At 42.4% G+C, this 12,425-nt stretch carries 14 protein-coding genes and 2 pseudogenes; 14 read left to right on the forward strand and 2 right to left on the reverse strand.

What is annotated here, in order from left to right; all coding sequences use genetic code 11:
• The 11 genes and pseudogenes from O9332_RS27890 to O9332_RS01060 all read left to right on the forward strand — a co-directional run.
• Window positions 1-235: pseudogene (locus O9332_RS27890) on the forward strand (hypothetical protein); the annotation flags it as partial.
• A gap of 157 nt (window positions 236-392) precedes the next feature.
• Entirely contained in the window at window positions 393-608 is a 216-nt protein-coding gene (gvpA, locus tag O9332_RS01020) for a gas vesicle structural protein GvpA (protein ID WP_002735503.1), read from the forward strand.
• A 371-nt stretch (window positions 609-979) separates the two neighbouring features.
• Window positions 980-1,195, forward strand: a complete 216-nt coding sequence (gene gvpA / locus O9332_RS01025; RefSeq protein WP_002735503.1) for a gas vesicle structural protein GvpA — start codon at window positions 980-982, stop codon at window positions 1,193-1,195.
• Between the two features lie 382 nt (window positions 1,196-1,577).
• Complete coding sequence (gene gvpA / locus O9332_RS01030; RefSeq protein WP_002735503.1) at window positions 1,578-1,793, forward strand: gas vesicle structural protein GvpA; 216 nt, start codon at window positions 1,578-1,580, stop codon at window positions 1,791-1,793.
• Between the two features lie 267 nt (window positions 1,794-2,060).
• Complete coding sequence (gene gvpC, locus O9332_RS01035; protein WP_002758529.1) at window positions 2,061-2,699, forward strand: gas vesicle protein GvpC; 639 nt, start codon at window positions 2,061-2,063, stop codon at window positions 2,697-2,699.
• Window positions 2,700-3,309: 610 nt separating this feature from the next.
• Window positions 3,310-4,350, forward strand: coding sequence for a gas vesicle protein GvpN (gene gvpN / locus O9332_RS01040; protein ID WP_002758527.1), 1,041 nt, complete (start codon window positions 3,310-3,312; stop codon window positions 4,348-4,350).
• Window positions 4,351-4,379: 29 nt separating this feature from the next.
• Complete coding sequence (locus tag O9332_RS01045) at window positions 4,380-4,790, forward strand: gas vesicle protein (protein ID WP_288023303.1); 411 nt, start codon at window positions 4,380-4,382, stop codon at window positions 4,788-4,790.
• The gene (locus tag O9332_RS27895) at window positions 4,747-5,055 is read left to right on the forward strand and encodes a hypothetical protein (protein WP_002773813.1); all 309 of its coding nucleotides are present in this window, start codon (window positions 4,747-4,749) and stop codon (window positions 5,053-5,055) included. The genes O9332_RS01045 and O9332_RS27895 overlap by 44 nt, the downstream gene beginning before the upstream one ends.
• Window positions 5,056-5,430: 375 nt before the next feature.
• The gene (locus O9332_RS01050) at window positions 5,431-5,904 is read left to right on the forward strand and encodes a gas vesicle protein K (RefSeq protein ID WP_002758523.1); all 474 of its coding nucleotides are present in this window, start codon (window positions 5,431-5,433) and stop codon (window positions 5,902-5,904) included.
• Window positions 5,905-5,919: 15 nt separating this feature from the next.
• A complete protein-coding gene (gene gvpF / locus O9332_RS01055) occupies window positions 5,920-6,654 on the forward strand; it encodes a gas vesicle protein GvpF (protein ID WP_002796984.1) in 735 nt (244 codons plus the stop codon).
• A 14-nt stretch (window positions 6,655-6,668) separates the two neighbouring features.
• Window positions 6,669-6,929, forward strand: a complete 261-nt coding sequence (locus O9332_RS01060; protein ID WP_002758521.1) for a gas vesicle protein GvpG — start codon at window positions 6,669-6,671, stop codon at window positions 6,927-6,929.
• 123 nt (window positions 6,930-7,052) lie between these two features.
• Here the strand turns inward: O9332_RS01060 and O9332_RS01065 are convergent, their stop codons facing one another.
• Entirely contained in the window at window positions 7,053-7,385 is a 333-nt protein-coding gene (locus O9332_RS01065) for a gas vesicle protein (protein ID WP_002758520.1), read from the reverse strand.
• 92 nt (window positions 7,386-7,477) lie between these two features.
• On the opposite strand from O9332_RS01065, the gene O9332_RS01070 reads away from it, so the two are divergent.
• The 3 genes from O9332_RS01070 to O9332_RS01080 all read left to right on the forward strand — a co-directional run bounded on the left by O9332_RS01070 (window position 7,478) and on the right by O9332_RS01080 (window position 12,134).
• Window positions 7,478-8,161 (forward strand): GvpL/GvpF family gas vesicle protein, encoded by a 684-nt coding sequence (locus tag O9332_RS01070; protein WP_002758519.1) that lies wholly within the window; start codon window positions 7,478-7,480, stop codon window positions 8,159-8,161.
• Between the two features lie 12 nt (window positions 8,162-8,173).
• On the forward strand, window positions 8,174-10,075 hold the full coding sequence (locus O9332_RS01075) for an ArsA family ATPase (RefSeq protein WP_288023306.1): 1,902 nt from the start codon (window positions 8,174-8,176) through the stop codon (window positions 10,073-10,075).
• 214 nt (window positions 10,076-10,289) lie between these two features.
• A complete protein-coding gene (locus O9332_RS01080; RefSeq protein ID WP_288023308.1) occupies window positions 10,290-12,134 on the forward strand; it encodes an AAA family ATPase in 1,845 nt (614 codons plus the stop codon).
• Here the strand turns inward: O9332_RS01080 and O9332_RS01085 are convergent.
• A pseudogene (locus O9332_RS01085) lies at window positions 12,091-12,425 on the reverse strand (hypothetical protein); the annotation flags it as partial. The gene O9332_RS01080 and the pseudogene O9332_RS01085 sit on opposite strands and share 44 nt — an antisense overlap.

Genomic DNA, 12,425 nt, shown 5'->3' on the forward strand with positions numbered 1-12,425 from the left:
GAACCCTTATAGAGAAAGGCATTTAGCGATTTTTGTCAATTGTTTTTGCTCTAGAGCGAACTAATCAATTAAGTCTCTTGCCAGATAAGGATTTAGTCGATTTATGCCCCCTATCGAACCATACCAAGTAACGAAGAACCAAAATTATGCAATAGGTCTAATGTATCCGACTTATCTGAGAAATCCCTACACACTTCTTAACAAAAAAAATGAGAAATCCCTACACACTTCTTAACAAAAAAAATCGAAATTAGGTATTGACAACAACAAAACAAGGTGTTATCTTTAAAATTGCGGAAGTGATGAAGGCAGAAAAACAAAATGGATTTCTGGATCCTCCATGATTTCAGCACTGTACACCTTCTATGAAAACAACAAAAAGGTCTATTACCATGGCAGTTGAAAAAACTAACTCTTCCTCTAGCTTGGCTGAAGTTATTGATCGTATCCTTGACAAAGGTATCGTTATTGATGCCTGGGCTCGCGTCTCTCTGGTGGGAATCGAATTATTAGCGATTGAAGCTCGTGTAGTTATCGCTTCGGTTGAAACCTACCTCAAATATGCTGAAGCCGTTGGTCTGACTCAATCTGCGGCGGTTCCTGCTTAAGGACTGAACCCAGATTCTCCCATCGGCTGAGTTAAAACCCTAGTGGTTTTTCCAGATTCTCGGCTTTTCTTTAATCCCTGTTGAGTTTAGTTACCCCTGTCTTGGGGCGCAATAGTCTATAATTTATAGGGTCGGCACGGCAACGGATAGCGAAGACAAAGCTAGACGCAGACAAATTGTTTTTGTAACCGTGATTTTGTCCCTTGTAGCTAGGTTTACCCCCAATCACCAGAGTGTGAGACTCACTATTTTTCGGAATAGAAAGCAATTATTTGGGTAGGAAGCTGCGCCCCTTGGTCTTGGGTAGTTCGCCATCTCAACTTTTGGATCAGCGCTGTACACTCTCTATACAAACAAAAAGGTCTACTACCATGGCAGTTGAAAAAACTAACTCTTCCTCTAGCTTGGCTGAAGTTATCGATCGTATCCTTGACAAAGGTATCGTTATTGATGCTTGGGCTCGCGTATCTCTCGTCGGAATCGAATTATTAGCGATTGAAGCTCGTGTAGTTATCGCTTCTGTTGAAACCTACCTCAAATATGCTGAAGCAGTTGGTCTGACCCAATCTGCGGCGGTTCCTGCTTAAGGATTGCTCCCAGATTCTCCCATCTTCTCAGTTAAAACCCGACCGGGTTTTGCAGGTTCTTGGGTTTTCTTTAATTTCTATTGAGTTCAGTTACCCCTCTCTTGGGGCGCAATAGTCTATGTTAATAGGGTTGGCACGGCAACGGATAGCTAGAACAAAGCTAGACTCAGACAAATTATTTTTGTGACCGTGATTTTGACCCTTGTAGCTAGGTTTACCGCCTATCGCCAGAATGTGAGCCTCTCTATTTTTCGCAATAGCGCAATGGAAAGCCATTCTTTAGGTAGTGAGGCCACGCCCCTTGAGATGGGGTAGCTCCCTATCTCAACTTTTGGATCAGCACTGTACACTCTCTATACAACTAACAAAAAGGTCTATTACCATGGCAGTCGAAAAAACCAACTCTTCCTCTAGCTTAGCTGAAGTTATTGATCGCATCCTTGACAAAGGTATCGTTATTGATGCTTGGGCTCGCGTATCTCTCGTCGGAATCGAATTATTAGCAATTGAAGCTCGTGTAGTCATCGCTTCGGTTGAAACCTACCTCAAATATGCTGAAGCAGTTGGTCTGACTCAATCGGCGGCGGTTCCTGCTTAGGGATTGATCCCAGATTCTCCTATCTGCTCAGTTAAAACCCGACCAGGTTTTCTAGATTCTCGGCTTTTCTTTAATCCCTATTGAGTTTAGTTACCCCTCTCTTGGGGCGCAATAGTCTATAATTGATAGGGTAGTTCACTATCTCAACTTTGGGGTGATAAGAAAAGTCGGACTCTACTGTCTCTCCCCCCAGTCCCCGTGAAGGTTTTCCTAGCGGGTGATTGGGTCTAATCCATTCCATAGTATTTAGTAATTGAGGACAACCCCATGCCTGCTCTCATGGAACAGTTCCGCCAGGAGCGTTTATCGATTGCTGGAGAGGTAGCTAAACTCTCGCAAGAAGTCCAAGCTTTTTTGTCGGATGTTAAAACTGAAAGACAAAAACAAGCGCAAGAACAGGCAACTGCCTTGCGTCAGTCTTTCCAAAAAGTTCAACAGGAAAGCCACTTGTTTTTAACAGCTACCCAAAAACAGCGTTTAGCTCAAGCGGAAAAGCAAAAAGAGGATTTACGTCAATTTCAAGAACAACGTTTAGCGGCAGCGAAACAGCTAGACAACGACTTACGGCAACAGCGTCTAGATCGAGCCAAACAGCTAAAGGACGATTTAAGTCAATTCCAAGAACAACGTTTAGCTGAAGCGAAACAGTTGGCAAACGACTTACGTCAACAGCATCTAGATCGAGCTAAACAGCTGAAAGAGGATTTAAGTCAATTCCAAGAACAGCGTTTAGCGGCAGCGAAACAGCTAGAGGACGACTTACGCCAACTTCATCTAGATCGAGCTAAACAGGTGAAGGATGATTTGAGTCAATTTCAAGAACGACGTTTAGCGGAAGCGAAACAGCTAAAAGACGATTTGCGTCAATTTCGTCAAGAGTTGTCTATCTACGTTTTTGGCAAATAAATCTCTAGGTTAATTACAACCCACTTAAGCCTAGGGCTAGAGTAAAAACCCTCTAGTCCCTTTTCCTGGCTAAACTAGAGGACTATCTGAAAATACAACAATAAGCCTTTGGTTTTAAACCTAGCCAGTCCTGCCTTTTCAAGTTTCTAGACTCAACGTAGGATTGGTGGGTTCCTCTTCAGGCTGCTCTAGGGCTCTGGTAAATTAAGAAGTATTATAAAACTTCACTTAGTTTATAGCTAATGTTGTCATTATTAGTCTTTTATTGACAAAGGAGGTAAGGGAAAAGGACTGCATCTGGGCTTGTCATTGTTTAAGTCTTGAAAAGTAATCTAGACAAGAATTTTATTCCCTTGACTAATGAATATCCTGAAATACCTTCAGAATCAAGGTTCTAGATCTAATTGATGACAGTTCCTAATTTTTTGTGATATTATTATGAGGTAAGCCTTAAAAGCCAAAGACGATTAAACTTGCCGTAAAATTCGGGTAACACAAGCGTCCTCGCCTACTCGGTTATTAAGGGGAAACCTGAACCAGCAGTTGTTAGCTCAAGAATACCCGTACGCTTCAGGCGGGGATTATCAATGGTATTTACTAGATTTCAACTATGACAGTTACTGAAACTCAAACAAGAAGAGCCGTCCTCAGCCTCCGCCCCGGTCAATTTGTTGTTACGCCTTCGATTGATCAAATTGCCACCCGCGCCTTACGTTATCTAAACTCTGGTTTTTCCATTCATCTATGTGGCCCAGCAGGAACGGGAAAAACCACCTTGGCAATGCACTTGGCCAATTGTTTAGCCAGACCTGTGATGCTAATCTTTGGCGATGATGACTTTACCAGTTCCGATTTAATTGGTAGTCAGTCTGGCTACACCCATAAAAAACTGATGGATAACTATATCCACAGCGTTCTCAAAGTTGAAGACGAGCTAAAACACAATTGGGTGGATTCTCGCTTAACAATGGCCTGTCGCGAGGGGTTTACCCTAGTTTATGATGAGTTCAATCGTTCTCGACCTGAGGTCAACAACGTTTTACTCTCTGCCTTGGAAGAAAAAATTCTCACCCTGCCGCCCACTAGCCATCAACCCGATTACCTACAAGTCAATTCTCAGTTTCGGGCAATTTTCACCTCCAACCCAGAAGAATACTGTGGGGTTCATGCCACCCAAGATGCTTTAATGGATCGGTTGGTAACTATCAATATGCCTGAACCAGACCAACTAACTCAGACAGAAATTCTTGCTCAAAAAACGGGGATTGGTCGAGAAGATGCTTTATTTATTGTCAACCTCGTCAAAACCTTTCGTGTGAAAACTGCGACTGAAAAAACGTCGGGTTTGCGCTCCTGTTTAATGATTGCTAAAGTCTGCGCCTCTCACGATATTGCGGCCAACTCCGCTGACTCGGACTTCCGTGATATCTGCGCCGATGTTCTTTTGTCACGCACAAATTTATCTGTTGATAAGTCAAGAGCGATTTTATGGGAAATCCTCGAGGACAATCCGTTAGAATCCTTATCCTTTCTAGAGGAAGAGGAGCCTTCCGATGCCCAAGCGTCAACTCCTGAGCCTTCGACAGGAAATCAGTCGTTAAAAGCCATTCAATCTTTACTGCGAGGCAACTTGCCCCAGCGAAAAGACTAATTTTATACTCTTATTGAGTGAAACCAACCGTGACTTCTTCCACTTTTGCTGGCTCGCTCAAAAACCAGTCAAACAACTCCCTAAAAACAGCAACTCAAGGTTCGAGTTTAGCGGATATACTCGAACGAGTTTTAGATAAAGGAATTGTGATTGCCGGCGATATTTCCGTTTCGATCGCCTCCACTGAACTTATAAATATCCGCATTCGTTTGTTAATTGCCTCTGTTGATAAAGCCAGGGAAATGGGGATCAACTGGTGGGAAGGAGACCCCTACCTCCATAGCCAATCCCAAGCTTTACTAGCAGAAAATCGGGAACTTTCGCTCCGACTCCAAACCCTGGAAACTGAGCTTGAAACCCTAAAATCCTTAAGCCAATTGAGTGCAATAGAGAGCCATGATACCAGTCCGAACGATGAAGCACATTCCTCAGATGCGTGAAATTCCTCACCTGAATCCTCAAAGGTTAGGAAATTTACACGAGACGATTGCCCCCCTGGATAAGGCCAGGGAAACTGCGATTAACAGCTTGCAAGGTTATCCCTACCTCCCTAGCCAAGGCCAAGCTTTATTCGCAGAAAACCTGGAACTTTCACGCCGACTTCAAACCTTAAAATCCTTAACCAAATGGAGTGTAGTGGAGAGACGTGATGGCAGTCCCAACGATCAATCACATTCCTCATATATATTGAAATTCCTCAATTGAATCCTCAAACGGTCAAGAAGTTTACAGCAGTTAACGATTGCCTCTGTTGATAGAGCAAGGGAGATGGCAATTAATGGGTGGGCAAGCGACTCCTATCTCTATAGCCAATCCCAAGCCTTATTAACAGAAACCCCGGCAGCTAAACTTTAAGCCTTAAAATCCCTACCCTAATCGGGGGCAATCGAGGGCCATGATACCAGTTAAAATAATCAAGCACATTCCTCCTGTCGGAGAAATTCGTCCCTGGAATCTTCACAGGGCAGGGGAAGGTTGAAATTGTTTAATTACATCATTTTTTCCCTCAGATAAAATTTCTTGGCCAAGCCTCCCACTAGAGACTCACCGTCAAAAACTGCTCATTTACCAACTCCAACCATGACACTTGCTTGCACACCTTACGATTCTGATAATCAAGCCTTGCTGACCCGTCCAGAAAGTAATAGCCAAGCTGGTTTAGCCCCTTTACTGTTAACTGTCGTGGAACTGGTACGCCAATTGCTCGAAGCCCAAATCATTCGCCGGATGGAAAAAGGGGTTCTCAGTGAGTCTGATTTAGATAGAGCCGCAGAAAGTATCCAAAAATTGCAAGAACAAATTCTCTATTTGTGTGAAATTTTTGAGGTTGAGCCAGAAGAGTTAAATGTCCACCTAGGAGAGTTTGGAACTCTTTTACCGGAAGCAGGGAGTTATTACCCGGGAGAGGAGGGTATTAAGCCTTCTGTGTTAGAATTAGTGGATCGACTCCTCAATACAGGGGTTGTTGTGGAAGGAAATGTTGATCTGGGTTTAGCTCAACTAGATTTAATTCATCTAAAGCTTCGTTTGGTTTTAACTTCTCAGCCGGTTTAATTTGGGAGAATACTGATGACAGTGGGTCTTTATTTATATGGAATATTTCCCGAACCAGTTCCTGACGGACTCGTTTTGCAAGGGATTGATAATGAGCCAGTTCACAGTGAGATGATTGAGGGTTTTAGTTTTCTCTACTCCGCTGCTCATAAAGAGAAGTATTTGGCATCCCGTCGCTATTTAATTTGCCATGAAAAAGTATTAGAAACTGTCATGGAAGCAGGGTTTACAACGTTGTTGCCCCTGCGGTTTGGCTTAGTTATCAAAACCTGGGAATCCGTCACCGAACAATTAATTAGTCCCTATAAAACCCAACTGAAAGAATTATTTGCTAAACTGTCAGGCCAACGAGAGGTTAGCATTAAGATTTTTTGGGATAATCAGTGGGAATTACAAGCGGCTTTGGAGTCTAATCCGAAGTTAAAGCAAGAACGGGATGCGATGATGGGGAAAAACTTAAATATGGAAGAAATTATTCATATAGGTCAACTCATTGAAGCCACTGTATTGCAACGGAAACAAGACATTATTCAAGTCTTTAGAGACCAATTAAATCATCGCGCCCAAGAGGTGATTGAAAGCGATCCGATGACGGATGACATGATTTACAATGCAGCTTATTTAATTCCCTGGGAGCAAGAGCCGGAATTTAGCCAAAACGTTGAAGCGATCGATCAGCAGTTTGGTGATCGCCTAAGAATTCGCTATAACAATTTAACCGCACCCTATACCTTTGCCCAACTTGTCTAAGGAGAGTATTAGTTATGTTTCTCGATCTTTTATTTCTTCCTGTTACCGGTCCTATTGGGGGTCTGATCTGGATTGGGGAGAAAATTCAAGAGCGTGCAGATATAGAATATGATGAGGCGGAAAATTTGCACAAATTGTTATTATCCTTACAACTATCTTACGATATGGGCAACATTTCTGAGGAGGAGTTTGAAATTCAGGAAGAAGAACTTTTATTAAAAATTCAAACCTTAGAAGAAGAAGAGGCAGAAAACGAATCTGAATCTTCTCTCTAAACTTGCAATCTTTCCCACCACATAGATCATGAACAAAATCACAAATTGTAAGCTTAGTAAGGGCGGATTTGACAAGCTCAAGAACTCGTTGAAGCTTGGTCAGAACTAGCCCTTGGTTAAGCCTTAATATTCTAGGTAAAAAGTTTGGAAATTACTGGAATTATTAGAGGAGTGAGCAACAGTTTTGGGGGAATCAGGTTTTTTAGCTACACTAGGAGGGTTGGCTGTACGCAAATTTTGAATACTTTGTTCTGTAGTCTCAATTTGCTCTGTCACAAACGTGAGACGATTTTTTAATTGCTGAATCTGCCGCTCCATCATTTCTAATTTTTCTTGGATACGTTGTTTTTCAGTAATTAACTTATAAAGCTCAAGTTGGTGATCTGCTTCAGATTGTTTCCGAGGCATGGTGCTAATTTTAGATCTAATTGGTCTGGGTGGACGAGTGGTTGTCATAACAATCCCTGAATAACTTAGAATATTCTAGCATATCAACGCCCCAATATAAAAACTTGTAAAAAATCGTCAATTTTCTTTCGGTCAACCCTATGAAATTGTACAATCTATATACTTACGCTTTTTTGAAAACCCCCATAGAAAGCCTAAAATTACCCGTTGGAATGGCTAACCCATTGTTACTGATAACTGGTGGAGAGCTATCGGCCGTAGTCGAACCCGAAGTTGGTTTAGACACTTTACAAAATGATGATGAACGCTTGATTCAATCGGTTTTATGTCATGATCGAGTCATCTGTGAATTATTTCAACAAACCACTATTTTACCCTTACGTTTTGGCACATCTTTTTTAGAGACAGAAAATTTACTGACTCATCTTTGTTCTCATGGCCAAGAATATCAAGAAAAAATTGAAGAACTTGAGGGAAAAGGAGAATATCTTTTAAAATGTATTCCCCGTAAGCCAGAGGAGCCTGTACTCTCTTCTGAAAGCAAGGGCAGACAATATTTTTTAGCCAAAAAACAGCTTTATGAAGCCCAACAAGATTTTTATACTTTGCAAGGTTCAGAATGGCAAAATCTCGTGAATTTAATCACCCAAAGCTATCCATCAACGAGGATTATTACTGCTCCGGGGACAGAATCACGAATTTATCTTTTAGTTAATCTTCAAGAAGAACCTTTACTAATCGAGCAAGTCTTGCATTGGCAGAAAGCCTGCCCCCGTTGGGAATTACAATTAGGACAAGTTTCTCCCCCCTATCACTTTACTTAACTTGATTTCTCTATGACTAACTTTAACTTGGTAAATAACTCTCTAAGTCGTTATGACACTCGACATTTAGTTATGTTTAGTGGCAAAGGAGGAGTGGGAAAAACCACCCTTTCCTGTGGATTTGCTCGCCGTTGGGCTAAATTATTTCCCGAGGAACAAATCCTGTTAATCTCAACCGATCCTGCTCATTCTTTAGGGGATGTATTGCAAACAGAAGTTAGCGATCAAGCATCACCTGTAAAAGACTTACCCAACTTAAAAGTTAGGGCATTAGATGCGGAAAAATTGCTCTTAGAATTTAAAGAAAAATACGGAAAATTTTTAGAACTTTTAGTAGAACGGGGCAGTTTTGTTGAAGGAGAAGATTTAACTCCTGTTTGGGATTTAGACTGGCCAGGTTTAGATGAAATTATGGGTCTATTAGAAATTCAACGATTACTTATTGACAATGTTGTAGATCGAATTGTTGTTGATATGGCTCCCTCTGGTCATACCTTGAATTTATTGGGAATTAAAGACTTTTTAGAGATTATTTTAAATTCTTTAGAGTTGTTTCAAGAAAAACATCGTGTTATTTCGCAAACTTTTTCAAAAACCTACAATGCCGATGATGTGGATGACTTTTTAGTCAAAACACAAGCAGAATTAACCGAAGGCAAACGAATCCTACAAGATCGGGATTTTACCCTTTGTTTAATTGTGGCAATTGCCGAACCGATGAGTTTATTAGAAACCGAACGATTACTCAATAGTTTGCATCACTTAAATATTCCCTGCGGCAGCTTATTTATTAATCGCATTCTAACGGATCCTAATCAAAATTTAGATCGCTATAGTGAGCAACAGCAACTCCTGGATAAATTCCTAAAAATTCCAGGTCAAGAGACAATTTTCACCCTGCCCCAACAATCAAAAGAACCCCTAGGAGGTGAAGCATTAGATCAGATCATGAGTCAAATTAAAATCATCGAAAAAGTAGAATTTACTCCCCCGCCTACTATTCAATGGCCGCAAAAAATTCTGCCGAGTTTTAGTGATTTTATTGACGACAAACGCCAACTCATTATCATTGGTGGCAAGGGGGGAGTGGGAAAAACCACCGTTGCTGCGGCCATTGGTTGGGCGTTAGCTAATCGTCATCCCGATCAAAAAATTAGAATTATTTCTATTGATCCAGCGCATTCTTTGGGAGATGCCTTTGGGACAAAGTTAGGACATCAATCCACACAATTAACTGCTAATTTAAGTGGTCAAGAAGTTGATGCTAATATCATTTTAGAAAAATTTCGAGATGATTATTTATGGGAACTGGCAGAAATGATTAGTGGTGAAGGTAAGGAAGAAGGAAACATCAAACTAGCTTATACTCCGGAAGCTTGGCGACAAATTGTAGCTCAATCTCTGCCAGGAATTGATGAAATGTTATCCCTAGTAACAGTGATGGATTTATTAGACCAGAAACAACAAGATTTGATTATTTTAGATACGGCTCCTACCGGTCATCTCCTGCGATTTTTGGAAATGCCAACGGCTTTAGGAGATTGGTTAAGTTGGATTTTTAAGCTTTGGATGAAGTATCAAAATGTCTTAGGGCGTGTAGATTTAATGGGACGATTGCGAACCTTAAGACAACAAGTGATGTCTGCCCAGAAAAAACTAAAAGACCCCCAACATACAGAATTTATTGGAGTTTTGCAAGCCCAAGATGCTATAGTTGCCGAACAACTGCGATTGACAGCATCTTTGAAAAAAATGGGAGTCTATCAACGTTATGTCGTGCAGAATCGTTATCATGCTAATGAGGAAATTGATTGGGATTTATTCCCAGAGCAAACTTTGATCCGCTTACCCAGTTTACCCCGGTCAGTAGAACCTCTAGCCCGGGTAAAAGGCGCGGCAGATCTGTTATTTTAAAGGTAATTAGTCTGCTCAAGTCGGACTTCTCAACCCCATCTATCACCCAGTCCCCACGGCAATTCTCATTTTGAAACGATTTTGCGTTGTTTCAGCGATCTAGAGACTCGTTAAGAATTATTAACCCCTCTAGGTGCCAGGGTTTTAATGTCATGAAACCTTAAAATGAGAATTGCTGCAGTCCCCATCTTTCACTTGACTCAGGAGAAATTTTATGGTAGAACTATTCAAAGGCTTTGAGCAATTAGTCGAACTGGCTAAAACCTTAGAGGAAAAACTGGAAAAAGGGGAAATTAAAACCGAAGTGCAGTTTAACTCTCGTCCCTTGAGTAACATCCCCCGTTCTGGCGGTATTCCCCGTTCAGGGGGAGTTTCTCGTCCGAGCAATTCTGCTGGGGATGATTTTGAGGTTAATCGCAATCGGTCATCTCCCACTGATTCAGGGGTTGAAGACACTGTGACACCGCCCGAAGGACCGACCACAGCTTCTCTGAAAGATGTTGGTGGCTTGACGGAAGTGATCAAAGAACTCAAGGAACTAATTGCCATTCCTCTGAAACGCCCTGACTTGTTGGCCAAGTTAGGACTTGAACCCACTCGCGGCGTTCTCTTAGTCGGGCCCCCTGGAACCGGTAAAACCCTGACCGCCCGTGCTTTGGCCGAAGAACTCGGTGTTAACTATATTGCCTTAGTCGGACCAGAGGTGATCAGCAAATATTATGGGGAAGCCGAGCAAAAACTGCGGGGAATTTTTGAGAAAGCCAGTAAGAATGCGCCTTGTATCGTTTTTATTGACGAAATTGATAGCATGGCACCCGACCGCAGTAAAGTTGAAGGGGAAGTAGAAAAAAGACTGGTAGCCCAATTGCTGGGTTTAATGGATGGCTTTGCCCAAAGCCGAGGGGTGATTGTTCTAGCGGCGACAAACCGTCCCGACCATCTTGACCCTGCCCTCCGTCGCCCTGGACGGTTTGACCGAGAAGTCCTCTTTCGGGTGCCTGACCGGGCGGGTCGTTTAGAAATCCTCCATATTCTCACCCGTTCCATGCCCCTAGATGAATCGGTTTCCTTAGCTCTGATTGCCGATAATGCGGTGGGATTTGTCGGGTCAGATTTAAAAGCCGTTTGCCAGAAAGCGGCCTATAGTGCTTTGCGACGCCAGGTTCCTACGATTGACTCGCAAATTCCAGAAACAATGACGGTGGTCCAAGCCGACTTTTTGCAAGCCCTTAAAGAAGTTAAACCGGCGGTATTGCGGTCTGTGGAAGTGGAATCTCCCCATGTGGACTGGGACAATATTGGCGGACTTGAACAGATTAAACAAACCCTACAGGAGTCCGTGGAAGGGGCATTACTCCATCCTCAATTATATACGCAAACCAAAGCCCAAGCTCCCAAAGGTATTTTACTTTGGGGTCCCCCCGGAACGGGAAAAACCTTATTGGCCAAAGCGGTTGCATCTCAGGCGCGAGCTAATTTTATTAGTATTAATGGACCTGAGCTTTTGAGTAAATGGGTGGGTGCGAGTGAACAAGCGGTGCGTGAGTTGTTTGCCAAAGCTCGTCAGGCAGCACCTTGTGTGGTTTTTATTGATGAAATTGATACTTTAGCACCAGCAAGAGGTCGTTATAGTGGGGATTCAGGAGTGAGTGACCGGGTTGTGGGACAAATCCTCACGGAGTTGGATGGGTTGCAAACGGGGGCAACGATTTTAGTGATTGGAGCCACTAATCGCCCAGATGCGTTAGATCCAGCCTTATTGCGAGCGGGACGGTTGGATTTACAGTTAAAAGTTGATTTACCGAATGCCTCTAGTCGTTTAGCAATTCTCGGGGTTCATAATGATGAACGTCCTTTACAGGATGTGGATTTAGGCTATTGGGCCGAGGCAACCGAAGGCTGGAATGGCGCAGATTTAGCGTTATTATGTAACCAAGCGGCACTGATGGCAATTCGTCGTTATCGCCATCAGGGAATGACTGACCCGGCTGAGATTCGCATTACAACGGCTGATTTTAATCATGCTTACCAACTGTTGGTTGAACAGCGTGCCAATTGATTTTTTTTCCCCCTTGCTTTAGTAGGGGGGAGAATCTCAATTCAGGAAAACCATCGTAAAAAGGAAAATTTTCAAAAATGTCTGCAATCATGGGTCTAATACTAAATCCGGTTATTAAAAACTGATTATTTATTTCCCCTTTTGCATGAGTGCCTGTCCTGATATGTAGCCTATACTCAACGGATTTGTGCGAAACGTTTAGGCATGAAATAAGGTTGAAATACCTGAAATAACCGCCTAGTAAGGTCTTCAGTCCCCTGACTGAATCTAATAGGTCAACCCTGACCAACC

It is taken from the genome of Microcystis sp. LE19-10.1B (genome assembly GCF_027530565.1).
Lineage (GTDB): Bacteria > Cyanobacteriota > Cyanobacteriia > Cyanobacteriales > Microcystaceae > Microcystis > Microcystis aeruginosa.